General features: G+C 61.2%; 23 protein-coding genes. 13 read left to right on the forward strand and 10 right to left on the reverse strand.

What is annotated here, in order from left to right:
- Positions 1-10 precede the first annotated feature (10 nt).
- From ACOH1Z_RS12185 to ACOH1Z_RS12195, 3 genes are read left to right on the forward strand one after another with little or no spacing between them, the layout of a single operon-like run.
- Positions 11-799, forward strand: coding sequence for a DeoR/GlpR family DNA-binding transcription regulator (locus ACOH1Z_RS12185; RefSeq protein ID WP_449648761.1), 789 nt, complete (start codon positions 11-13; stop codon positions 797-799).
- Positions 796-1,758: a 1-phosphofructokinase family hexose kinase gene (locus tag ACOH1Z_RS12190; RefSeq protein ID WP_449648762.1), complete on the forward strand. Its 963-nt coding sequence runs from the start codon at positions 796-798 to the stop codon at positions 1,756-1,758. Before ACOH1Z_RS12185 ends, ACOH1Z_RS12190 begins: the two co-directional genes overlap by 4 nt.
- Positions 1,759-1,796: 38 nt before the next feature.
- Positions 1,797-3,818, forward strand: a complete 2,022-nt coding sequence (locus tag ACOH1Z_RS12195) for a PTS fructose transporter subunit IIABC (RefSeq protein ID WP_449648763.1) — start codon at positions 1,797-1,799, stop codon at positions 3,816-3,818.
- Between the two features lie 89 nt (positions 3,819-3,907).
- Here the strand turns inward: ACOH1Z_RS12195 and rsmI are convergent, their stop codons facing one another.
- Complete coding sequence (rsmI, locus tag ACOH1Z_RS12200) at positions 3,908-4,723, reverse strand: 16S rRNA (cytidine(1402)-2'-O)-methyltransferase (RefSeq protein WP_449648764.1); 816 nt, start codon at positions 4,721-4,723, stop codon at positions 3,908-3,910.
- Between the two features lie 111 nt (positions 4,724-4,834).
- Here rsmI and ACOH1Z_RS12205 point away from each other — a divergent pair, with 111 nt between their 5' ends.
- Positions 4,835-5,704 (forward strand): EamA family transporter, encoded by an 870-nt coding sequence (locus tag ACOH1Z_RS12205; RefSeq protein WP_449648789.1) that lies wholly within the window; start codon positions 4,835-4,837, stop codon positions 5,702-5,704.
- Positions 5,705-5,749: 45 nt separating this feature from the next.
- Here the strand turns inward: ACOH1Z_RS12205 and ACOH1Z_RS12210 are convergent, their stop codons facing one another.
- Complete coding sequence (locus ACOH1Z_RS12210) at positions 5,750-8,296, reverse strand: MMPL family transporter (RefSeq protein WP_449648765.1); 2,547 nt, start codon at positions 8,294-8,296, stop codon at positions 5,750-5,752.
- 139 nt (positions 8,297-8,435) lie between these two features.
- Between ACOH1Z_RS12210 and ACOH1Z_RS12215 the strand changes: the two genes are divergently transcribed.
- The 5 genes from ACOH1Z_RS12215 to ACOH1Z_RS12235 all read left to right on the forward strand — a co-directional run bounded on the left by ACOH1Z_RS12215 (position 8,436) and on the right by ACOH1Z_RS12235 (position 13,157).
- A complete protein-coding gene (locus ACOH1Z_RS12215; protein WP_449648766.1) occupies positions 8,436-9,005 on the forward strand; it encodes a TetR/AcrR family transcriptional regulator in 570 nt (189 codons plus the stop codon).
- 74 nt (positions 9,006-9,079) lie between these two features.
- Positions 9,080-10,762 (forward strand): dolichyl-phosphate-mannose--protein mannosyltransferase, encoded by a 1,683-nt coding sequence (locus ACOH1Z_RS12220; RefSeq protein ID WP_449648767.1) that lies wholly within the window; start codon positions 9,080-9,082, stop codon positions 10,760-10,762.
- A gap of 102 nt (positions 10,763-10,864) precedes the next feature.
- The gene (locus ACOH1Z_RS12225) at positions 10,865-12,169 is read left to right on the forward strand and encodes an O-acetylhomoserine aminocarboxypropyltransferase/cysteine synthase family protein (protein WP_449648768.1); all 1,305 of its coding nucleotides are present in this window, start codon (positions 10,865-10,867) and stop codon (positions 12,167-12,169) included.
- A gap of 2 nt (positions 12,170-12,171) precedes the next feature.
- Complete coding sequence (locus ACOH1Z_RS12230) at positions 12,172-12,744, forward strand: CoA-binding protein (RefSeq protein WP_449648769.1); 573 nt, start codon at positions 12,172-12,174, stop codon at positions 12,742-12,744.
- A 68-nt stretch (positions 12,745-12,812) separates the two neighbouring features.
- A complete protein-coding gene (locus ACOH1Z_RS12235; RefSeq protein ID WP_449648770.1) occupies positions 12,813-13,157 on the forward strand; it encodes an HNH endonuclease in 345 nt (114 codons plus the stop codon).
- Here ACOH1Z_RS12235 and ACOH1Z_RS12240 read toward each other — a convergent pair.
- The gene (locus tag ACOH1Z_RS12240) at positions 13,154-13,951 is read right to left on the reverse strand and encodes an SDR family oxidoreductase (RefSeq protein ID WP_449648771.1); all 798 of its coding nucleotides are present in this window, start codon (positions 13,949-13,951) and stop codon (positions 13,154-13,156) included. The genes ACOH1Z_RS12235 and ACOH1Z_RS12240 overlap by 4 nt on opposite strands.
- Before the next feature lie 85 nt (positions 13,952-14,036).
- Between ACOH1Z_RS12240 and ACOH1Z_RS12245 the strand changes: the two genes are divergently transcribed.
- Genes ACOH1Z_RS12245 through ACOH1Z_RS12255 form a run of 3 tightly spaced genes read left to right on the forward strand, consistent with a single transcriptional unit; the run spans position 14,037 to position 15,155 of the window.
- Positions 14,037-14,636, forward strand: coding sequence for a TetR/AcrR family transcriptional regulator (locus ACOH1Z_RS12245; protein WP_449648772.1), 600 nt, complete (start codon positions 14,037-14,039; stop codon positions 14,634-14,636).
- Between the two features lie 16 nt (positions 14,637-14,652).
- Entirely contained in the window at positions 14,653-14,898 is a 246-nt protein-coding gene (locus ACOH1Z_RS12250; RefSeq protein ID WP_449648773.1) for a type II toxin-antitoxin system Phd/YefM family antitoxin, read from the forward strand.
- On the forward strand, positions 14,898-15,155 hold the full coding sequence (locus ACOH1Z_RS12255) for a type II toxin-antitoxin system RelE family toxin (protein WP_449648774.1): 258 nt from the start codon (positions 14,898-14,900) through the stop codon (positions 15,153-15,155). Before ACOH1Z_RS12250 ends, ACOH1Z_RS12255 begins: the two co-directional genes overlap by 1 nt.
- Here ACOH1Z_RS12255 and ACOH1Z_RS12260 read toward each other — a convergent pair.
- Positions 15,152-17,038: a thioredoxin domain-containing protein gene (locus ACOH1Z_RS12260; protein WP_449648775.1), complete on the reverse strand. Its 1,887-nt coding sequence runs from the start codon at positions 17,036-17,038 to the stop codon at positions 15,152-15,154. The genes ACOH1Z_RS12255 and ACOH1Z_RS12260 overlap by 4 nt on opposite strands.
- 11 nt (positions 17,039-17,049) lie before the next feature.
- Between ACOH1Z_RS12260 and ACOH1Z_RS12265 the strand changes: the two genes are divergently transcribed.
- Positions 17,050-17,820, forward strand: coding sequence for an MBL fold metallo-hydrolase (locus ACOH1Z_RS12265; RefSeq protein WP_449648776.1), 771 nt, complete (start codon positions 17,050-17,052; stop codon positions 17,818-17,820).
- Between the two features lie 107 nt (positions 17,821-17,927).
- Here the strand turns inward: ACOH1Z_RS12265 and ACOH1Z_RS12270 are convergent, their stop codons facing one another.
- The 6 genes from ACOH1Z_RS12270 to ACOH1Z_RS12295 all read right to left on the reverse strand — a co-directional run.
- Positions 17,928-19,313: a type II toxin-antitoxin system HipA family toxin gene (locus ACOH1Z_RS12270; RefSeq protein ID WP_449648777.1), complete on the reverse strand. Its 1,386-nt coding sequence runs from the start codon at positions 19,311-19,313 to the stop codon at positions 17,928-17,930.
- Positions 19,310-19,609 carry a helix-turn-helix domain-containing protein gene (locus ACOH1Z_RS12275; protein WP_449648778.1) on the reverse strand — a complete coding sequence of 100 codons (300 nt, stop codon included), beginning with the start codon at positions 19,607-19,609 and terminating at the stop codon, positions 19,310-19,312. Before ACOH1Z_RS12275 ends, ACOH1Z_RS12270 begins: the two co-directional genes overlap by 4 nt.
- A 181-nt stretch (positions 19,610-19,790) precedes the next feature.
- Entirely contained in the window at positions 19,791-20,081 is a 291-nt protein-coding gene (locus ACOH1Z_RS12280) for a hypothetical protein (protein ID WP_449648779.1), read from the reverse strand.
- 571 nt (positions 20,082-20,652) lie between these two features.
- A complete protein-coding gene (locus tag ACOH1Z_RS12285) occupies positions 20,653-21,003 on the reverse strand; it encodes a hypothetical protein (protein WP_449648780.1) in 351 nt (116 codons plus the stop codon).
- 252 nt (positions 21,004-21,255) lie between these two features.
- Positions 21,256-21,759 carry a hypothetical protein gene (locus ACOH1Z_RS12290; protein ID WP_449648781.1) on the reverse strand — a complete coding sequence of 168 codons (504 nt, stop codon included), beginning with the start codon at positions 21,757-21,759 and terminating at the stop codon, positions 21,256-21,258.
- The coding region (locus ACOH1Z_RS12295; RefSeq protein ID WP_449648782.1) for an RHS repeat-associated core domain-containing protein at positions 21,756-22,354 on the reverse strand (599 nt) is incomplete at its 5' end. The genes ACOH1Z_RS12290 and ACOH1Z_RS12295, both read right to left, overlap by 4 nt.

Raw genomic sequence — 22,354 nt, forward strand, 5'->3', positions numbered from 1 at the left:
AGATTACGGAATGTATGCAGAAGAGCGGCAGCAGCACATCGAGGGAAAACTCGCTGTCGCCGGTCGCGTTGCCGTAATCGACCTCGCTCGCACGTTTGACGTGTCAAGTGAAACCGTTCGCCGAGACCTTGATCAACTCGAGGCCAGGGGGGTGCTGCGCCGTGTTCATGGCGGCGCAGTCTCGGCGGCTCGGGTCAGCCGCATCGAAGAGAGTGTCGCTCAGCGCACCGACCGTAACTCCGATGCCAAAGAGCGAATCGCGCAGGCCGCGCTAGCCCTCATTCCCTCCAACTTCTCCGGCGCGATCAGCATCGACGGCGGAACCACCACGAGCCGGCTCGCCCAGCACTTAGTCAATTGGGTTCCCGCGACATCCGAGAGCACTCTGACCGTCATCACCCACTCCATCTCCATCGCCGCGATCGTGAGCGAAAATCCCCACATCGATGTTCAGGTCATTGGCGGTCGGCTTCGCGGAATCACCGGTGTCGCTGTCGGAGCGACGACCCTCGACCAATTGGCCAGCATCCGCCCCGATATTTCATTCCTGGGAGCAAACGGAGTGCACGCCGACTTCGGATTCAGCACGCCAGACCCCGATGAAGCTGCGGTCAAAAGCGCTCTCACGCGGGGATCACGACGCGCCATCGCCCTCGTCGATGCATCGAAGCTCGGCATCGAAGCTCTCATGAGTTTCGCCTCACTCTCTGACGTCGACACCATCATCACCGATCACTCCCCAGATGATGAGCTCACACTCGCCCTCGAGCACGCCGATGTAGAAACGGTGATCGCATGATTGTCACTGTCACCGCAAATCCCAGTCTCGACCGCACTATCGAGCTCGATTCCGCTCTCGACCGCGGCGAAGTTCAGCGCTCACTCTCGAGCAGCGAACAGCCAGGCGGCAAAGGCGTCAACGTCTCTCGGGCACTGATCGCGTCCGGCCTGGACACCGTTGCTGTTCTTCCTGGCGATGCCTCAGATCCGATGCTCGTCGCTTTGCGCGCTGAACACACTCCTACCGCTGGCTTGCCCATTGCCGGCCGCGTGCGTTCCAACATTTCGCTCACCGAGCCCGATGGAACGACCACCAAAATCAATGAACCTGGCCCGCAGCTCACCGCAGCCGACGACGCCGCGCTCATTGAGCTCGTTGTGTCCCATGCGCGTCGCGCCGAATGGGTTGTTTTGGCAGGGTCCCTCCCTCCCGGATTGAGCGACGACTTCTACGTTCGGGTCGTTGAAGCGATTCGCGCGGCAACCGATGGGCCGCTCCCCCGCATCGCCGTTGACTCCTCTGGCGCCCCCATGCACGCGCTCGTTCAGTCCGGCGTCGTGGTTGATCTCATCAAGCCCAACGCGGAAGAACTCGCCGAACTCACCGGACTCCCCGACACCTTCGAGAACGATCCGGATGCCGCGGCCGCCGCCGCGCTCAGCCTCGTCTCGCAGGGATGCCGGGCCGTACTCGCCACTCTCGGATCTCGCGGAGCACTCCTCGTGACCGCAGATGAGACTTGGCGAGCAACAATGCCTCCCGTCGCCGCCAAAAGCACCGTAGGCGCAGGAGACGCTTCCCTCGCCGGCTACCTCTTAGCCGATCAGCGCGGCGCAACACCGGAAGGGCGACTGGCGCAAGCTGTCGCTCACGGAGCCGCTGCCGCATCCCTTCCCGGCAGCACCATGCCACCCCCCGACCAGACCCATCCCGACTCTGCTGACGTTCACGTGCTCAGCAGAGCGGGCGCCAAATAAACCTCAGCACCACCACTGCTGCATACAAGGAGAAAGCAATGACGCAACTCATCACCCCCGACCTCGTGTTGTTGGATGCCGATCTCGGCACCGACCGCGCCGGGGTAATCCGAGCGCTGACGAATCTTGTCGCCGAACAGGGTCGCGCTACCAACGCTGAGTCCCTTTTCGATGACGCGTGGGCTCGCGAACAGAAAACCGATACCGGCGTTCCTGGCGGCATTGCGATTCCTCACTGCCGCTCAGAGGCAGTCACCGATGCAACTCTCGTCATGGCGCGCCTCAAACCTGCCGTTGATTTTGGTGCCACGGATGCTCCCGCCGACCTCATCTTCCTGATTGCCGCCCCCGCCGGCGCCGACCAAGAACATCTCACTCTGCTCTCGGCTCTCGCCCGCTCACTCGTCAACCCCGAGTTCGTCGACAGCCTGCGCGCAGCAGGCACTCGTGAAGAGATTGTGGCGCTTGTCGAGCAGGCAACCGCACCAGAGAGCGAAGAAGCACCCGCTGCCGCTGCAGGCGCCGCGAAGCATGCTGCTCCGGACTCTGGATCAGCGGCACGACCCAGCCTCGTCGCTGTCACCGCCTGCCCAACCGGAATCGCCCACACCTACATGGCCGCTGATTCCCTCGTGGCTGCCGGTGAACGCGCCGGCATCGATGTTCACGTCGAGACTCAGGGTTCGTCAGGCGCAACGCCACTTGACCCCGCCATCATTGCTGCAGCATCCGCCGTCATCTTTGCTGTTGACGTGGATGTTCGCGACAAGGGCCGTTTCGCGGGCAAAGCGCTCGTGCAGTCGCCGGTAAAGCGCGGCATCGACGCTCCTGACGAGATGATCGCCGAAGCTATGGCTGCCGCCAACGACCCCAGCGCTCCTCGTGTTGCTGCCGCTGGCGGAGCAAGCGAAAGCGCCGGCTCGACCAATAATGAGCACTTCGGCCAGACCGTCAAGCGCGCACTGCTGACGGGTGTGAGCTACATGATTCCGTTTGTCGCCGGTGGCGGTCTGCTGATCGCGCTCGGATTCTTGCTCGGCGGCTACCTCATCACTGACACGGCGAGCGACATCATCACGCAGAACAGTCTGTGGAACCTACCTGATGGCGGAGTCGCCGCCTACCTCGGTGCTGCCGCCTTCAAGATCGGTGCTGCCTCGATGGGGTTCCTCGTTCCTGCCCTTGCCGGTTACATCGCCTATGCGATTGCTGACCGTCCCGGCATCGCCCCCGGTTTCACTGCCGGCGCTGTTGCTGGCCTCATGGGTGCGGGCTTCCTTGGCGGTATCGTCGGTGGACTTCTCGCCGGTGTTGCCGCTCACTGGCTCGCCCAGCGCAAGACTCCGTCCTGGTTCCGTGGTCTCATGCCCGTAGTTGTGATCCCGCTGTTGGCATCGATCTTCGCTTCCGGCCTGATGGTGCTGATCCTCGGCGGACCGATCGCATCGCTCACCGTTGCACTGAACGACTTCCTTAATGGCTTGAACGGTGCATCCGCTGTCGTTCTTGGCCTCATTCTGGGCGCCATGATGGGCTTCGACCTCGGTGGCCCTGTCAACAAGGTTGCTTACTCGTTTGCCGTTGCTGGCCTCGGTGCCGGTGCGCTCGACAATCAGGGACCGTGGATGATCATGGCCGCTGTCATGGCATCGGGAATGGTTGCTCCACTCGCGATGGCTCTCGCCTCCACCGTGCTCGCTCGTCGCCTGTTCTCGCCCGTCGAGAAGGAAAACGGCAAGGCCGCGTGGCTGCTCGGCGCTTCGTTTATCTCCGAAGGCGCCATTCCGTTCGCTGCTGCTGACCCGCTGCGCGTCATCCCCGCCAGCGCGATCGGTAGCGCTGTCACCGGTGGGCTCATCATGGCGTTCGGCGTCACATCGCAGGCACCCCACGGCGGAGTGTTCGTGTTCTTCGCGATCAACCCGTTCCCGATGTTCCTGGTCGCGATTGTCGCGGGAATGGTCGTCACGGCACTGATCGTGGTCGCCCTCAAGCGCTTCGTGCGCAAGAGCGAGACTGCTGTCGCTCCGGAAGCCGCTAAGGTTCCCGTCGCCGCCTAGCCTCCACCACTGGCTCGCGCTTTCGCCCGAGTCGCATCCCTGCATCGTTCATCCGAAGCAGACCGGGAAGCGACTCGGGCGTTTGTCGTTTAATTCTTCTTGGCCTGCAGTGCCGCTTCGTAGAGCTCGCGCTTGCTCAGCCCGGTTTGCTCAGCGACTTCTGTTGCCGCCTCTTTCAGACGGGCCCCGTCGGCAACAAGCGAGAGCACATACGTGACGGCTGTCGGCAGATCGGAGGTCGCCGGGGCAGCACCCTCGACGACGAGACAGATCTCGCCCCGAGCGCCATCCTTGAATTTCGCGGCAAGTTCAGCAGCCGTGCCTCTGACGACTTCTTCGTACATTTTGGTGAGCTCGCGGCAGACGACAGCGCGACGATCATCACCGAGGGCCGTGGCCAAATCGGCGAGCGCCGCCGGCAGACGATTGGGGCTTTCGAAGAACACCATCGTGCGTTCTTCGCGGGCGAGGCCACGGAAGTAGGCGACGCGTCCCTTACGGGGAAGGAATCCTTCAAAGCTGAAGCGGTCGGTCGGCAGGCCAGAGACGGCGAGGGCAGTGAGAACCGCGCTCGGTCCAGGCAGGGCAGTGACGGTTACTCCGGCGGCGGCGGCTGCCGAGACGAGGGGGAATCCGGGGTCGCTGATGGCGGGCATCCCGGCGTCGCTGAGTACAAGCACATCGGCGTCACGGGCGAGTTCGACTATCTCGCTCGCCTTTTCTGACTCGTTGTGTTCGTGCAGCGGGATCAGTCGTGGCCGATTGTCGATGCCGAGAGCGCGCATGAGGTGCACGGTCGTTCGCGTGTCTTCGCTCGCAATCACTTCAGCGTTCGTGAGGGCCTCGATGAGACGCTGGGAGGCGTCGCCCAGATTGCCGATGGGTGTCGCCGCAAGAATGATCACTCCCCCATTCTCCCACCCGCAGCGTTCGCGTGCGGAGCACTGCTTCCGGGGTCGTAGTGTTGCACTATGTCGACTCCCCCGCCCTTGAGGGGCACTCCCCTCGGCGCCGTAATGCTTGTCGTCTTTGGTCTGATCTTTCAAGACGTGGGTGCCTCGGTTGCCGTGCTGTTGTTCCCCGAAGTCGGCCCTGGCGGAATGGTGTCGTTGCGGCTCGTTTTCTCGGCCGCGATTTTGCTCGCGATCGCGCGACCCAATCTGCGCGCTATCTCGAAGCGCGCCTGGCTTATGGCATTGGTGTTCGGCATATCGCTCGGCGGAATGAACCTCCTGTTCTACGAAGCTCTTTCGCGGGTTGATCTGGGAGCAACGGTAACGATCGAGGTGCTTGGGCCTCTCGTGCTGTCTGTGATTGTGGCGCGGCGGGCGAGTGCGTGGCTGTGGGCGCTGCTCGCTTTTGCGGGGGTCGCCCTGCTGAGCCTCGGCAGCATCGGCGCTCTCGACCCGGTCGGTGTCGCCTTCGCGCTGGCCGCCGCAGTGTCGTGGGCCGGCTATATTTTGGCCTCGCGCAAGACTGGGCAGGTTTTCGCTGGACTGGATGGTCTGGCCATCGCTATGGCAATCGGCGCGATCATCAGCCTCCCTTTCGGCATCGCGCAAGCGGGCAGCACTCTGCTCGAGCCGTCAATTCTGGTGCGGGGGCTCGCGGTGGCTGTATGTTCCTCAGCAATCCCTTATGCGCTCGAACTCATTGCCTTGCGGCGCATCTCTGCTGCCGCTTTCTCGGTGCTGATGGCGTTGGCGCCCGCTATCGCGACGGGCGCGGGATTCTTCGTGCTCGGCCAGAGCATCACTCTCGTGCAGGGTGTCGGAATCGTGCTCGTTATTGCGGCCTCGATTGGGGCGGTGAGGGCAGCATCCCGTGTGCCGGGCGCTCCGGGAGCGGGCCCGAACGCACTACTGCCCGAAGAGACCCCGCTTTAAGGCGGAACCCCTCCGGGCAGTGTGGGTGAGGTACTCTGCGCTGACTTAGTGCGCGGTGCCTGTCGGCGTCGCGGTCGCGCCGGGTGCGTCATCCGTCTCGGGCGCGTGCATGGGGTGGCTGCGCTCAAGCGCGGCACCTTCAACATCGACGCTCGGGATGATGCGGTCAAGCCACTTCGGCAACCACCACGCGGATGCACCGAGCAGGTGCATGAGCGAGGGGATCAGCAACATGCGCACAACGAAAGCGTCGAAGAGCACGCCGATTGCGAGACCGAACCCAATGGGCCGCACCATCGCGAGGTGGGAGAACACGAAGCCACCGAAGACGGCAATCATGATGATCGCTGCAGCAGTCACCACTGCCCGCCCGCTGCGGAGTCCGCTCATGACGGCGGCCTTGGCAGGAACGCCATGAACGTACGCCTCTCGCATGCCTGACACGAGGAACAACTGGTAGTCCATCGCGAGGCCAAAGAGCACACCCATGATGATGATCGGCGCAAAGTTCAGCACGGGACCAGGGTCGGTGATGCCGAAGATCGCCCCCAACCATCCCCACTGGTAGACGGCGACGATGGCACCGAAGGCCGCCAAGAGCGACAGGACGTATCCCGCGGTGGCGATGATCGGAACAAGTATCGAGCGGAACACGAGAATCAGAATTAGCAGAGATAGCCCCACAACTACCGCAAGATACAGGGGCAATACCGATGCCAGCTTCTCTGAGATATCGATATTTCCGCTGGCGGTACCCGCGACACCGAGAGCGATGTCTCCATCGATCGGTGAGCTATCGCGCAGGTTGTGCACGAGCGCTTCAGTCGAGACGCTCGAAGGGCCATCTGTGGGGATCACTTGGAAAGCGAAAAAGTCGTTCTCGTCAGAAACACCCACGGGCGCCACTGCGACCACGTCATCGAACGCCATCAACTGATCAGCGAGGTCGGCCTGAGTTTTGAGAACATCATCTTCAGAAACCGCATCCTGCAGACTCGCGGTGACCAAGAGTGCACCGTTTTGACCGGCTCCAAACTCTTCAGCGACGAGCTTGTAGGAACGATATTGGGTCGAGTCTGCGGGCTCGGAGGAACCGTCTGGCAACCCCAAGCGCATCGACATCGCGGGAATCGCAATGATGAGAAGACCGATCACCGTCAGCACGAGAGTCGCTACCGCGCGACCGGTTCGCATCGGGCGCGGTGGCTTCTGCTGCTGATACTCGTGGCCAATCTTGGCGCGTGATCGACGCGACAACACTCGCTTGCCGAGAAGAGACAGCAGCGCTGGGGTGAGGCTCACCGCGATCAGAACTGAGATCAGCACGCAGACGGCGCCGACTGTTCCCATCACTCCCAGGAACGGGATTCCACTGACGTTCAGCGCCAGCAAAGCGACGAGCACTGTAGAGCCGGCAAACAACACGGCGTTGCCGGAGGTTCCGTTGGCGAGACCGATTGATTCGTGAAGATCCATACCGGCAGCGAGTTGCCTGCGGTGGCGTTGCACGATGAAGAGCGTGTAGTCAATTCCGACCGCGAGGCCAAGCATCACTCCAAGAATCGGGGTGACGGATGTCATCTGCACAACATCGGAGAAGGCCAACGCTCCGGCGACACCAATGCCGACACCGATGACCGACGACACGATGGGGAGCACGGCGGGCAGGAATGCGCGGAAAAGGATGAGCAAGACGAGCCCGGCCAAGATCACACCGATGATTTCACCGACGCCGAGAAGGCCATCGGTGGAGTTAGCGATCGCCGAAGAGTAGTCGACCTGAACACCCGGGATATCGGCATTCTCGAGCTGCGATGCGATCGTGCTCTTGAGGTCTCCCGACACATCGAAAAGGTCGACGTCGAAGGTGACGAGGCCCAAGGCCGTCGCCCCATCATCCGAGATGGTGGTGATGTTGGCCGCCGCCTCCATGAGGCGCTCGCCATATTCAAGCTTCTGCTCGTTCTCTTCGATGGTCGCAGCGTTGTCGTCGATCGTGGCTTGCTGCTCGTCGATCTGTGCCATGCCGGCATCGATTTTGGCCTGCTGAGCCTCAAACTCCGCTACCGATGCGTCGTAGACACCGGCTGCTTTTGCCTGTTCGATGGCAGCATCGAGTTGCGCTTGACCGGCTTGAAGTTCTTGCTTCGCCGCATCCAGTTGCGTCTGACCGTCAACGAACTGCTGCTTGCCTGCCACAATCTGATCGCGGCCGTCAGAGAGTTCCTGCGCCTGTTCGGTGCGCTGAGCATCCGTCTCGAAGGGATCAATAACGCCGCTGACGTGGTCGAGCGGGGTGAGGTCGTCGAGAGTTTCGGTGATCTTCTCGCGCTGCTCGGCGGTGAACTCGTCGCCACTTTCGGAGGCGAAAACGATTGTCGCGGATGCACCGCTCACGTCTCCGATTCGATCGCTGAGCTCCGCGGAGACCCGGTCTGTCTCGGTTCCCGGAATCGACATCGATGAGGTGAGGGTGCCACCGAAGAGGGCGAAGGCACCCACGGCCAAACCCAATACGGCGAGCCAGCTCACGATGACAAGCCAGACGCGGCGGGCCGAGAATCGACCAAGGCGGTAAAGGAGTTCAGCCATGCTGAAATAGACCTCTCGTTGGGAATGTAGAACGAGCACGTCGTTGGGCCAGTGACCATGGTATTCGCAGAATTACCGCTTTTCCAACAGTTGTCGGAAAACTCACGGCTTCGCGCCCACAATCTGTCAGAATCAAGGGATGGATGCTCGAGTCGAACGAACCCGGCGAAGCCTGCAAGAGGCACTCTTCGCCCTCACTCAAGAGCGCCCTCTTGATGAAGTGACGGTCGGCGATATCGCCGAACGTGCCGGCGTAAACCGCAGCAGTTTCTACCAGCACTACCCCGATAAAGAGACATTGCTTGCCTTCGCTATCGAAGCAGCAGCGGATGAAGCGGGCGTGCAACTGGCCGACCTCGATCCCGAAAGCGACGAACCCCCGCCCGCCCTCACCAACTACCTCTCTCACATCGACTCGAACTCAGAGGTCTATTCGAGCGCGCTCGGGCCGCGCGGCTCGGCGCTCGTTGCCTCACGAATGCGAACTCGACTGAAAATGATTGTGCGCGAGGGAATCCTGAGCCACAGCGCGGAGCACCGAGACGACCTCGCCTTGGAGATTGAAAGCGCAAGCATCACCGGCGCAACGTTCGGCATCATCGAAGCCTGGCTCGCGATGGATCCCCGCCCGCCCGCCGAAACCGCCGTCGCGTGGATCTGGCAGTCATTCGGCACACCCAGCGGGCGCTGGACGGCGCCGCACGAGTGATCCGCGAGGGCATACAGTCCTCACTCGGGCTGCGCTCGGCAGCAGCACGGCACAACGCTCAGTAACATTGCGGGGTGAGCCAGAGAATCCCGCGCGACTTCGACGAACTGCTGTCGAGTGCCCCCGACAACTCTGCTGACAGCGATGGCACCCCGTCGTCGCCCCTCCCGAACTCACCGTCGAACACCGCTCGCTACCACGATGAAGGTTCCCGCCTCGATGACTGGTGGGCGGCGAGAAATCCCCTGCTCCAGCGCTGGCTCGGGTGGGCTGGGCCGGCGATAGTGCTGGTAATCGCGGCGTTCACTCGATTGGTGGGCCTCGGGCATCCGTCGTCGCTGGTTTTTGATGAGACCTTCTATGTGAAGGATTCGTGGACTCTTGTGAACCTCGGCTACGAGGCGCAGTGGCCTGCCGAAGCCGATGCCTTGTTCAATGGCGGCAAAGTCAACATCTTCTTGAACGACCCGTCGTTTGTCGTGCATCCGCCGCTCGGCAAATGGTTGATCGGGTTGGGCATGCTGCCGGGCGGAGGCGAAGACCCTTTCGGGTGGCGCATCGCAACCGCCATCGTGGGCATTCTTGCGGTCATTGTGCTCATGCTGATCGCCAAAAAACTGTTCGGTTCCACACTGCTCGCGACCCTCGCTGGACTGTTGATGGCGATCGACGGCAACGCGATTGTGATGAGCCGCGTCGCGCTACTCGACAACTCTGTGATGATCTTCGCGCTGCTCGGGGTGGGCGCAATGCTGCTCGATCGCGAGCACTCTGCAACCCGGCTGGCGCTGTGGATCAGCCGTCGCGGTGCACGTGGAGCAGCAACAGAATGGGGCCCCGCCCTGTGGTGGCGACCGTGGCTCATGCTTGCCGCCGTAGCCTTCGGTCTCGCTGCCGCCGTCAAGTGGAACGGCCTCTACTTCTTGGCCGCTTTCGCTGTCTACAGTCTGGTGGTGGATGCTCTGGCTCGCCGCCGCGCTGGCATCAGCTTCTGGGGCTCCGGCACCCTCTTCAAGCAGGCTCCGGTGAGTTTCTTGTTAACCGTTCCGGTTGCTCTGCTCGTGTATCTCGCATCGTGGACCGGCTGGTTCCTCAGCGACAATGGCTACGACCGTTCGTGGGCCGAAACCGACGGAAACGCGTGGACGGGCATTTTCAGCTGGGTGCCCCTCGACCTCCAAAGCCTCTGGCATTTTCAGTCGAGCGTGTACAGCTATCACGTCGGCGAGAGCCGACCCCACCCCTATCAAGCGAACCCGTTGACGTGGTTGCTGCTCATCCGCCCGACGAGCATGTTTTACGAAAGCATTGCGCGCGGCGATGATGGCTGTCTCGCAGATGCCTGCGGCGCCTCGATCTCCGGAATCGCCAACCCCATCATCTGGTGGGCGGCAACCGCGGCCGTCCTCTACCTTGTGTACCGACTGGTTTGCTACCGCCAGTGGCAGACCGGCTTCATTCTGATGGGTGTCGCCGCGGGCTACCTGCCGTGGTTGCTCTATCTGAACCGCACCGTTTTTCAGTTCTACACAATCGTGTTCGAGCCGTACCTGATTTTGGCGCTCGTGGCCGCACTGGGGGTGATCCTCGGCAGACCCGATGACGACCGCTATCGACGCACAAGCGGCCTCGGTGTTGTTGCCGTGTTTGTGGTTGTCGCCATCGCGGTCAGTGTCTTCTTCTGGCCACTCTGGACCGGTCAGACGATCGACTATGACCTGCTGCGGCTGCGCTGGTGGTTGCCGACCTGGGTGTAGTCGAGCGCGGGTTCGGCCCTCCGAGGTCGAAGCCGAGTCGTTTCGTGGCGTTCTGTTACGCCGAAAGTCCGCTGACGGCATCCGGTTAGGTAGCCTGTGGCTATGGCTGATGAGGGTGGTTCCGACCGCAACTATGGTTTTCGCACGCGCGCAATTCACGCGGGAAATATCCCCGATGCGACAACGGGCTCTCGTGCTCTGCCGATCTACCAGACGAGTGCGTATGTCTTTGATGACACCGCGGATGCCGCCGCCCGCTTTGCTCTACAGAAGTACGGCAACATCTATTCCCGGCTTGCTAACCCGACGGTCGCGAGCTTCGAGGAACGGGTCGCGTCTCTGGAGGGCGGACTCGGCGCTGTTGCGACCGGCAGCGGGCTGAGCGCGCAGTTCATCACCTTCGCGTCGCTGGCGGGTGCCGGCGATCACATTGTCTCAAGTGCCAACCTTTATGGCGGCTCTATTACTCAGTTGGATGTCACACTGCGCCGTTTTGGCGTCGACACGACGTTCGTGCGCTCGGCCGACCCTGCCGACTATGCGGCGGCGATTACGGACAAGACGAAGCTGATCTTTGCGGAAACCATTGCGAATCCGTCCGGCGAGATTGCCGACATTGAGGGTTTGGCCGAGGTTGCTCATGCCCACAATCTGCCGCTGATTATCGACTCGACGGTGGCGACTCCGTATCTGAACCGGCCCATCGAGTGGGGTGCCGATATCGTGACGCATTCGGCGACGAAGTTTCTGGGAGGCGCTGGCACGACCCTCGGTGGTGTTGTCGTCGAGAGTGGACGTTTCGACTGGGCCACCGATCGCTTCCCGCTCTTCGATGAGACCGTGCCGAGCTATGGCGGCCTCAACTGGAGCGGAAACTTTGGCGAGTACGCCTTCCTCACTCGCTTGCGCGCTGAGCAGCTTCGCGACATCGGACCGGCCCTGTCACCGCACTCGGCGTGGTTGCTCGCGACTGGCGTTGAGACTCTTCCCTTCCGGATGCAAGCCCACGTCGACAACGCACGCATCGTCGCGGAGTGGCTCGAGGCCGACTCGCGTATCGAGAAGGTGTACTGGGCTGGACTTCCGGGGCATCCACACTTCGAACGGGCCCAGAAGTATTTGCCCAAGGGTGCCGGTTCGGTCTTCTCCTTTGAGGTGAAGGGTGGCCGCGCTGTCGGCCAGACGTTCATCGAGAGCGTCGAGCTGGCCAGCCATCTCGCCAACATTGGTGACGCGAAGACGCTCGTGATTCATCCCGCTTCGACAACGCACGCGCAGCTCACCGAGCAGCAGCTGGTCGATGCCGGCGTACTGCCCGGTGTGGTTCGCATCAGTGTGGGAATCGAAGACCCAGAAGACATCATCGCTGACCTCGACCAGGCGCTGACCGCAGCGACGAAGGGCTAAGGATGTCGACCGAAGAACTGCAGACCACCCAGCTCAGCAACGGGCTCACGTGCGACCTGCCCGCCAGTTCGCCTCTCGCCAAACTGCTCAAGTCGCAGCGAACCTGGGTGGGCCCGGATGCCAAAAAGCGTGCCGCCATTCTTCGCGCGGCTAAGTCGATCGCGATAGTCGGAGCCTCACCGAACCCCGCGCGGTCGAGCTACTTCGTGGGCACCTACCTGTTGCAGTCGACGGATTACCGCGTGTACTTTGTGAACCCTAACGCCGACACGATCCTCGGCGAGAAGGCGTATCCCGATCTGGCGTCGCTGCCCGAAGTGCCCGACATTGTGGATGTCTTTCGCAAAGCCAGCGACATCCCCAGCGTCATCGAAGATGCGCTCGCAATCGGCGCAAAGACTGTGTGGGTGCAACTGGGCATCTGGAACGAAGAAGCCGCTGTTTATGGTGAGTCGCAGGGGCTCACCGTGGTCATGGACCGTTGCCTCAAGGTCGAGCACGCGCGCTTCAATGGTGGACTCAATCTGATGGGCTTCGACACCGGGGTTATCTCGTCGCGTCGCGCTGGGCGTTAGCGAGGGATCATTGCCCGGCCCACGCCAGTCGCTGCCGCAGCGCACCAGCAGTGCACTAACTTAGCGGTATGGCTGTGGCTCAGACTCGAAGCGCTCGCGCCGCACGACGCCGCAAACGTCGGGTTGATGCCGCCGACAACGATCTCACCGCCGAGCAGTGGGAAGAACTCAAGCGCGAATGGGGCGGCTGCGCCTATTGCACCGCCACCGACTCTGCACTCCAGAAAGACTGCGTGCAGCCGATCTCCCGCGGCGGCAGCTACACCGTCGGCAACGTCGTTCCCGCCTGCGGTTCGTGCAACGCCAGCAAAAGCAACAGCGAAGTGACGTCGTGGATGCGCCGCAAACGCCTCGACGAACGCGCCTTCCTCACGCAATACGTGCACGTGCGCACCGCATTGGGGCTCAGCTAGCGCCCGACGAAATGGTCCATGGTGTTGTTCACACCAAGCTGATTCATGAGTTTGTCGAACCAGCGGACCGGAAGCACCCGGGCTGGCGATAAAAGATTTACGAACCGGGGCATGATCAACTGGTGTCGGCCCTTCTCGATCGCTGTCAGCGTTTTCTGAACTACATATTCGGGAGTCAGGATAGGCAACAGCAGAGGGTATTTGGTTTGCACACCCTCAAACATTCCGGTGCTGACGAAGTACGGGCACACGACCAGCGAGTTAACTCCGGTGTTTGCTTTCGATAGTTCCACCCGAAGTGATTCGGCGAATCCGAGAGCCCCGAATTTACTCGCGGAATAGTCGGTTTGCTTAGCTACTCCGACAAGTCCGGCGGCACTGGAGATGGTGACGACGGTGCCGTGACGGTTGGCGATCATGTTCCCGAGGAACGCGCGAGTGACCCAGAACAGAGCAAGCGTGTTCACCCGAATCGTGCGCTCAATCGCATCGTCGGACGCATCAAGAAGGTTCTTGCCTGTGACGACTCCAGCGTTGTTGATCACAACATCCACCGGGCCCGTTTTCTTCGCGGAGGCCTTGACCGCGGCCCGGTCAGACACATCGACGGTGAAGGCCTTGGCGTGATGACCCGCGCCAATGATCTCCTGACACACGCTCTCGGCCGCGGCCGCCGACAGATCCCACACCACGACCCTGGCTCCGCGTTCCGCAGCGCCGAGGGCCAGAAGTCGCCCGATGCCGCTTCCGCCGCCGGTGATCAAAACGGTTTCATTCTTCAAAGGATGAGTCACTCTTCTTCTCCTTCAGCACCACTGCGGACCCGCAATACCAATATTGACCGTTTGGTCAATAGATTGCAATAGCTAAGCTTGAAGCGTGGTCGGAGTAAAGAAACCAGAGATCGAGCGGCGCGACGACATTCTCGCCGCCGCAAAAACCGTGGCGATCCGTAGCGGGCTAGAAACTGTCTCGGCTCGCACAGTTGCCGCTGAAGCCGACCTCTCGAACGGCCTCATCTACTTCTACTTTGAATCCAAAGACGGACTCCTGCACGCTTTGCTTGCGCGACTGCTCTCCACAACTCTCGACGGCCCCGAAAATGGTTTCGGCAGCGAATTGCCAGCAGACGTCGCCCTGTTTCAGATGGTGGCCACTGAACTGGAAGGTCTGCACACTCAACGCGACGACGTCGATCTTCTTTTTCAGTTCTACTTCTTCCGTCAGAGCACGGAGTTTCGTGACGAACTCAACACCGGCCTGAGCCGCTACGCCGACACCATGGAGCCGATCACAAACCGATTCGCTCACGAGCAGGGCCTTGCCCCCGAAGCGTTCCGATCGACACTCATCGCTCTCATCCAGGGAGCCGCGATCGATGTTGTGCGTCGCCCCCAAGAGTTCAGCGCCGAAAAGCTTCTCCAGATAGTCGCTGCTATCGCATCGACCGCGACTCGCAATGTACATTTTGGCAGTTGAAACGTACAATTGTCGCATGTCGACCACCAGCATCGCTGACGCCCGCAAGAACTTCTCCGAGGTCATCGCCACGTCAGAGCACGAAGCTGTTTTTATCGAGCGCCGCGGGCAGCGTGCTGCCGTTGTCGTGAGTCCGGAGCAGTATGAGCGCATGATGGATGCGCTAGAAGATGCTGAGGACGTTGCCGCCTTTGACGAAGCAATGGCCAATGAGGGGCCGAACATTCCCTGGGATCAGGTCAAGGCCGATCTGGGCTGGTAGTGGCCTACCGCATCGAGGTCACGCCCGCCGCGGCGCGCGCCCTTAAGCGAGCTGACTATGAGCATCGCGACCGAATCCGTGGCGCAATCGCCCTCCTGGGCCACGACCCACGGCCTCCGGGCGCCAAGGCGCTTCACGGGCGGCCTGGTTTTCGCGTGCGCATCGGCGACTATCGCATCGTCTACACAATTCAGGATGACGTGCTGCTCGTCGTTGTCGTCACCCTCGGGCATCGGCGCGACGTCTACAACCGCTAGTTCGCGCTCAGCAGCGCCTCCAACGCGGGCGCATCCGTGAGCGGCAGGCGGCACACAAACTCTTCGCACAGGTACGCCGTCGGTGCGCCGCCGGTCGCGGTGCGTGCAGCAAACAGCTCGAAACCGGATGCCGCAAAAGCGTCTGCCTGAGCCTGCGAGACCGCGACACCAATGCCGCCAGCGCGGTGCAGCGTGCGGGCCAGAATCGTGAGCTCGTCGCCCGCCTCATCCCCGGTCACGACGACGAGCTGGCGCAGGGGTGCGCCGAGCTCCGACATGAGGGTGAGGGCGGTTCCGAACGAGATCGGTTGCTGGGCTGCGAGTTGGCCGACCAACTTCATGGAAGCCTCAGCGGCATCCCTGTACTGGGCGTCGCCGGTGAGAGCGAAGAGGGTGTGGGCGGCGGCGGCCATGGCGCTGAGGCCACTGGGGTGGGCTCCGTCGCTGATGTCGGCTTCGGTGGAGAGGCCCTGCGCGGCGAGCACAGAGTCACTGCCGCCGGGGAGGCCGAAGGGTGAGCTTCCCGAACCTGCCGCGCCCGCGGCGAGTGCGCCGTCGATGAGGGCGCGGGCGGCGAGCGCGTAGCGAACCTCGCCGGTAGCGATCGAGAGTTCGAGCAGTCCCTGGGCGAGCATCCCGCTGTCTTCGAGGGTTGCTGCTGCGCCAGAGAGGATGCCGTCGATCGAGGTGCGCACGAGCCGCCCAACCGCTGCGTCCGCACCCGAACCCCCACCACGCACGTGCTCAGCAAGCAAGAAGTCGGCGGCACCGCGGGCCAGCACGATCCACTCGGGGTTGCCATGACGAGCGCCGGCCAAGGCGAGAGCTTCGATGGCAAGACCATTCCAACCGGTGAGGATCTTGTCGTCGCGGGGCGGGGCTTCGACGCGGGCGCGGCTCGCGGCATCCAGCGAATAGTAGAAGCCTTCAACACGTTTGCCGTCGACGGTGCTTTCGGAGTCGAGGCCCGATGCGAACGCGCCAGAGGGCAGCAGCAGTTTGTCGCGCAAGAACTCAGCGACGCCCGTCGCGACCTCAGCCGAGTCGGCGAGCGCATACGCGGCGAGCAGTTGGGCGTTGTCGTAGAGCATGCGTTCGTAGTGTGGGTCGGTCCAGTCAGCCTGGGTGGAGTAGCGGAAGAAGCCGCCGTCGACCGGGTCGCGCAGGGCGGATGCCGCCATCGCCGTCAGCGTGCGGTCGGCGAGGCCGGCTGCCTCGGGCGAGTGTTCCGCGGAGCGGGCGCCGCGATCGAGAAGGAAGCGCAGCACCGGCGTGACCGGGAATTTGGGGGCGTCACCAAATCCGCCGTGTTCGAGGTCTTCGGCGGCAGCGAGCGCATCGATCACGTCAGCAAAGTCGGTGACGAGTTCACTCTCCACACCGCGGCTCTGCGCGAGCGCCTGAGCAATCGCGGCTCCGCTCGTCTCCACTTGCTCACGCCGCGCCGTCCACGCATCCGTCACCGATTCGAGCACTTGTCGAAATGCCGGATGCTGCCCCACAGCGGTCGGCGGCCAGTAGGTGCCGGCAAAGAACGCTCGCCCCGCGGGCGTGACGAACACGTTGAGGGGCCAGCCCAGGTTGGGCGTGAAGGCGGATGCCGCCGCCAGATAGGTGGAGTCCACTTCGGCGTGCTCTTCGCGGTCGACTTTGATCGCCACAAAGTTCTCGTTGAGGTAGGCGGCCAACACGGGGTCGCTGAAAGATTCGCGGGCCATCACGTGACACCAGTGACACGTGGAGTAGCCGATGGAGACCAACACGGGCACATCGCGGCGTTTCGCTTCGGCAAAAGCTTCGGCAGACCACTCCCACCAGTCCACCGGATTGGTGGCGTGTGATCTCAGGTACGGGCTCGCAGCAGTTTCCAGACGATTGGGCATAGTCTCAGAGTATGTCGAAGTTGACCGTGACCTACATTGGCGGCCCCACCGCGTTGCTCGAATATGCGGGATTGCGCATCGTGACTGATCCCACCTTCGATGCCCCGCAGCTCTACCCCGACGAGGGCGGTGTGCCGCTCACCAAGACAGCGGGTCCGGCACTGAGCCGAGCGGATGTTGGCGCTGTCGATCTCGTGTTGTTGTCGCATCACGAACACCAAGACAACCTCGACTACGAGGGACTCGAACTTCTCGCCACGGGCGTGCTGACGATCAGCACCATGAAGGCGGGCTCTGACCTCTTCGGCGGCGGCGTTGTTGGTCTCGACTCGTGGGAAACCGTCGGAGTAGGTGCCGTCACCGTCACCGCGGTGCCCGCACTGCACGGCCCTCCCGGTGCTGAAGCTCTCGTTGGCCCGGTCACCGGTTTTGTGCTGCAGGCCGAGGACGAGCCGACCATCTACGTCAGCGGTGACAACGCTTCCCTGCCGCTCGTGCAGCAGATCGCCGACCGTTTCCCTGACATCAGCATCGCCGTGCTGTTCGCGGGCGCTGCCCGCATCTCCGCCATCAACAGCCCCCTTACTTTAACGTCGGCGGATGCCGCAGAAGCAGCCCGCATTCTGGGCGTTGACCATGTGGTCGGCCTCCACACCGAAGGGTGGGAACACTTCACCGAAACCCGTTCCGACCTCGAAGCCGCGTTCGCGGGGACCGGGTTGCTCGTGGAGACGCCGCCAGGGGTTGCGGTTGATATTACTTCTGCCAACTCGCGCGTCTAGTAATCGACCGCCCGTTGGTCGCTGTCGGCAGAGCGGGTCAGCCCATGGTGCTGGCCGCTAGTGAGGGTTGGTCAGGCGCCGAGGCGCCGACCGGATCATATTCAGTCTTATCGAGGCTTACGCCAATGCTCTGCCACAGCGGCGCCGTTTCGGGTGTGGGCTTTCACCAGAATCGCCCCGGCGTTACGGGCAGCCATCGGAATCGTCGTTGGCGGGAATGCGGCTCGAATCGACTTCGCCCTCTCGAGCTGTTTCTGGTCGAAGGCCTGACTAATCAGATCGGTCTGGGATGCGGGCAACCCATAGGTTGCGGCTACATCGCGCCATTTCTCGACTGCGGTCGCGATCCGAAAAACTGATTCCGCTGCCTCCGCCGACGAGAGTCCGTATGTTGCGGAACTGCTGATCAGGTTCCTGATATCTCGCTCCCGCGGATCGTCGTCAGCATTGATGGCTCGGGAGTTGATGGAGCCGCGGTGTGGGCTGGGGTTGATGTCGAATGCGGGAGCCAACCGCCAGCCACCGCCGTCACGCAGGAACCCGTGGTTGCGCCAATGGTCGTCGACATTGTTGATGAGCACGGTCAGCGCTACGCGGGAAAACATTTCGCGCAGGTCAGCGCTTGGGTCTGTCGACAGGCTGCCGATCGCATCGGCAAAATCCTCATAGGTGCGGGTGCTCGTGTCATTGGCACCGATTCCGAGCGCTGTTGCGCCCGAAATGTATCCTCTTCGGGAGCGTGGCTCGGTGCGGTCAAATCGTTCAACGACCAGCACCGACTTTCCGTTAGGCGTCTGAACGAGTTGGAATTGCGGGGTGTGGATGTCTACGGAGCTCGCGATTGTCAAGGCGACAGCCTCCCACGCTTCGACATCGAGGTTGCGATCTTTTGAGTGCGGGAGCTTCGCGATAGCTAAGCGCCCCTTCTTCGTCACTACGTTCGCTTTGGGACGGGCACCGCCGGGGCTCGTGGCGATGTCATTCAAATAGGCGATGTCTTCGTCGGTTGCCTCGTTGTTGTCGTATCGCGCGGCAACCTCGACAATTTTGTTCAAGTTGTGGATGTTTGCGATCCCATGGTCGGGAGCCTGCCACGGGCCGTCCGCGAATCGAAGCCGGATATCTCCCATTCTGGTCGCGTCGGATACGCCCATCAGGTAGTCGAACTCGCCCAGTACTCTCGGGAGTTCGGGGTTCCTCTTCCGAAGGATGACCCTGTTGGCTTCGATCACCTTCTGGCCCCATTCATCTGGGGAGGCGTCGGAGAAGACACCAAAGAGCGTCTTATTCGCGGGAGTGAAGATGCGTCCTGTTATCAGCGGGAGGTCGGGTGACAGCGTGGCAGCGTTCCCTGATCCTAGATATTCTGAGGTGTATTCGAACGAGGAGCTGGCGAGAGATCGGCCACCTTGGAAGGACGGGCGGAGGATGCCGACCGTTGTGGGCGAGGCTCCGCCTCCGATTGCGACTTCGATGATGTCCGAGGGTTTCATATGCTGCCGCCGCCGCGGAGAATGTCGTCAATTCGGCTTCGCCCGGCATTGTTGTTGTAGGGGTCCGCCGCGTCCACGATGATGCCTTCGACGCCCAATACGGCGAGCACGGCAAACATCGAGTCCATGCGCGCGGTGCCGGTACCGTTCTCTATATTTCGAAGTGTTTCGCGGGTGATAAATGCGCGCTCGGCAACCTGTACCGCGGTCAGACCGTTCACCTTGCGCCACCGCTGGAGGTTGGCGCCGAAGTCCCTCAGTAGTCGCTTGTGCTGGGATGAGTCTCGCTGCACCATGGCGCCCCCTTTTTTGATAGCTATAGATGCCAATATAACAAGTTTTGATGGCTATAGCTATCAAAAGCCCGGCACCAGCATTTGCTGTGCTGTTCGCGGACGCTGCCCGGAGTTGCTGTGGGGGTAGGGCTTCCGCCGGTCGAACAACGGCGGCCTCCTTAGCGCATCGCGATAGCCCTTGCTAGATGCTCAAGAAGACAAACACAACGCCGGCCAGGAGAGACAGCATCCCCAACGCGCCCCCGACCACCGCGAAGACAACTGATATCCGGTGCCACCTACGGTCGGGCATCCGGCGCGCGAACCAAGTCCAACCCAATTTCTCGAAACGCTCGCGACTTTTGCGCGCGTAAGTTTCTCGCTGGATCCAAGTGTATGTGGCGGCAACCAGAAGTATCACGCCAAGAAAGAGAAACCCTTGGGCATTAGTTGCCGGCATGGGAGCCCCAGCAGCTAGCGTTAGTCCGTCCATGACCATCCCACTCCTACAGAACATCCCGCACCGCCACCTTCACACCATAACGAAGGCGCCCGCCCACAGTCTCGAAGTCCAGCTCCATCCCGGAAATTGTGTCAACTTTTGGCTTGCCGTCTCACGGATGGTCGCCACGATTCGTTTTCGAGGCCCCTCGCAGCACGTAGCCTGTTCGATCGTCGACCAATGGCAACTCGTATCTCAGCTGACTGATCGTGTTGTAACCCGCTTCGGCTTCCAGCACTGCTCTGCGATCCACACGCAGACTTCCATAGAGTGACACCCACTTCACAACAACGACGCTTAGTCCGAAGAAAGGAAGCGCGATATACAGCAAGACGGTGTTCCCTTGAGTGCCAACAAACCCAAAGATGCCAGACACCACCATCATAAGGAGTGCCACTCCCGCGATAGCGTTCTGATGCCTGTGGAGGCGAAGCGCTGACAAGCCAGGCAACAGAGAAACTCGATCGCTGGCTGGCAAATCCGGTCCGTGAGTCCCCGCTAGCATGCGTGTCCTTTAGATCTAGCGGCTCGTCCCGAACCCGACTCCTGGCTCTCCCGAGATCTACTCCGCGGGAGGAACATCAGACTCCAGTTCCACGATGACGTGCTGGACTACCCCGGTTACGTCTAACCGCCACCGGACGTCGATCTCGCTCAATTCAGTCTCACGGTGGGCGCCGAGTAGACGCTCCCTGTCGAGATCAGCGAGGTAGTCAAGAGATATTTGCACCGCGAAGAATGTTTCCTCGACAGCCTCGTCGAAAGGAGACAACTCGATCTCCAGACCGATAGACGGATCGAGCTCAAATAACTCGTCGCAGAGCAGATCCCGGTCCTCTGGGCTAAGCCCAAGTAGGTAGCGTCTGAGATTGCTCAGTTCTTCAATATCGGCGGGCACAGCTACGGAATTCATCCTGCCGTCTGCGGATCGCCACATCGAGGTCGCCTCTCTATTGAATAGTGATGACTATTCCACACGAAATCACATCAGCAGGGCTTGCCGAGTTAGCGTTTTCGCAATGGAGGTCACTTCGCACCGAACCAACGACTGAACCGTGCAGACCACGAACGACTATCGACCTCGCCCGATACAAACATCTGGAAGCCGATCAGAAGTTTAAGATTTCAGCTCGAGCGCATTCGAAATGCATGAAGTGTCAACAAGTTAGGAGCGAAAATATCGCCTCGCGAGCTCATCGGAAAATTTCCCTTGGGAGATGAATTTCGCGCTGAGCTCCCGCAATTCTGATCGCAGCTCTTCTGCTGACAATCCTTCCGATTCGTGCAATGTTCTCCATGGAAATCTTCCCTCTGCGACCTCGTAGCCCGCCGATCCAAACTCATCGTTTTTAAGCCGCACGAGAACATAATCCGCTCTGGTGTGGCTCCGGTTGACCACCCCAATGATCGGACGAGAAGCGTCAAAAGTGTCCGCGTCGGAGATGCTCCGTTTGGCGCGCTTTATCGATTCGCTCGCAATCAGCAAAAGATCCTTCCTCTTGAGCCGGTAGAACTGAAATATCGAACCCGCGATAGCAAGGCTGGAAACAACCGCCAACAAGAAGAGTCGGTAAACCACAGTGCCATCGGTCACCAAAAAGAGAATCAGCCCGACAAGGAACAGAACCGGACCGCCACTTCGGAGAAAGAAGCTGAACCAAGCACTCATCGTGCCAGCCTCCCACCGTACTTGTGCATAATCCGATCCAAAGACTGCCAAGTCGCGACATATCCGTAAACTCTGGTTCCTAAATTGTAAGGGCGAATTACGTCCCGATTAAACCTGCTGTGTTGGCTTTTGATTTGCCTGATAACAGCTCTGTTCGCGGGTTTCCCGCGGTCCCACCGAGCGATATTATTCACCCTTGCTGCTTTGATGCCCGAGTTTGCCAGCTGACGAGCTTTGCCCACGCTCAGAGTAGCGGCAACCGCGATGTCTTCTAAACCACCGACGTCCCCGGAGACCAACCGGACGATCCCCTTGACTGCAGATATTCCTGCCGACACGACGCCGCATGCAACGCAACCAAAGATTGCAGCAACCGCTAGACCTCCAGCGACGATGTCGGCGACATCGCCAACGACGTTCCAATCGATCGATCCCCAAAACTCGCCGCTCAGATCAAGTTGGTTGATCGGGTCAGCCGGGTAGTCATAAGCATTAGTAACCCCACCCTCAACCGGGTCGACCTCTAAGAATCTGCCGAGGCCGGCAACATACTGCCTGGCACCCATCTCGATCGTCGCGATCGAACCCTGATGCT

Source organism: Rhodoglobus sp. (genome assembly GCF_053580035.1).

Bases quoted from the DNA above. Each gene is read 5' to 3' on its own strand.
- ACOH1Z_RS12265 (WP_449648776.1), top strand. From the start codon at position 17,050: ATGTCGAAGTTGACCGTGACCTACATTGGCGGCCCCACCGCGTTGCTC.
- ACOH1Z_RS12205 (WP_449648789.1), top strand. From the start codon at position 4,835: ATGCTTGTCGTCTTTGGTCTGATCTTTCAAGACGTGGGTGCCTCGGTT.
- ACOH1Z_RS12270 (WP_449648777.1), bottom strand. From the start codon at position 19,313: ATGAAACCCTCGGACATCATCGAAGTCGCAATCGGAGGCGGAGCCTCG.
- ACOH1Z_RS12230 (WP_449648769.1), top strand. From the start codon at position 12,172: ATGTCGACCGAAGAACTGCAGACCACCCAGCTCAGCAACGGGCTCACG.
- ACOH1Z_RS12275 (WP_449648778.1), bottom strand. From the start codon at position 19,609: ATGGTGCAGCGAGACTCATCCCAGCACAAGCGACTACTGAGGGACTTC.
- ACOH1Z_RS12290 (WP_449648781.1), bottom strand. From the start codon at position 21,759: ATGAGTGCTTGGTTCAGCTTCTTTCTCCGAAGTGGCGGTCCGGTTCTG.
- ACOH1Z_RS12280 (WP_449648779.1), bottom strand. From the start codon at position 20,081: ATGGACGGACTAACGCTAGCTGCTGGGGCTCCCATGCCGGCAACTAAT.
- ACOH1Z_RS12285 (WP_449648780.1), bottom strand. From the start codon at position 21,003: ATGAATTCCGTAGCTGTGCCCGCCGATATTGAAGAACTGAGCAATCTC.
- ACOH1Z_RS12225 (WP_449648768.1), top strand. From the start codon at position 10,865: ATGGCTGATGAGGGTGGTTCCGACCGCAACTATGGTTTTCGCACGCGC.
- ACOH1Z_RS12190 (WP_449648762.1), top strand. From the start codon at position 796: ATGATTGTCACTGTCACCGCAAATCCCAGTCTCGACCGCACTATCGAG.
- ACOH1Z_RS12260 (WP_449648775.1), bottom strand. From the start codon at position 17,038: ATGCCCAATCGTCTGGAAACTGCTGCGAGCCCGTACCTGAGATCACAC.
- ACOH1Z_RS12185 (WP_449648761.1), top strand. From the start codon at position 11: ATGTATGCAGAAGAGCGGCAGCAGCACATCGAGGGAAAACTCGCTGTC.
- ACOH1Z_RS12195 (WP_449648763.1), top strand. From the start codon at position 1,797: ATGACGCAACTCATCACCCCCGACCTCGTGTTGTTGGATGCCGATCTC.
- ACOH1Z_RS12210 (WP_449648765.1), bottom strand. From the start codon at position 8,296: ATGGCTGAACTCCTTTACCGCCTTGGTCGATTCTCGGCCCGCCGCGTC.
- ACOH1Z_RS12215 (WP_449648766.1), top strand. From the start codon at position 8,436: ATGGATGCTCGAGTCGAACGAACCCGGCGAAGCCTGCAAGAGGCACTC.
- ACOH1Z_RS12235 (WP_449648770.1), top strand. From the start codon at position 12,813: ATGGCTGTGGCTCAGACTCGAAGCGCTCGCGCCGCACGACGCCGCAAA.
- ACOH1Z_RS12250 (WP_449648773.1), top strand. From the start codon at position 14,653: ATGTCGACCACCAGCATCGCTGACGCCCGCAAGAACTTCTCCGAGGTC.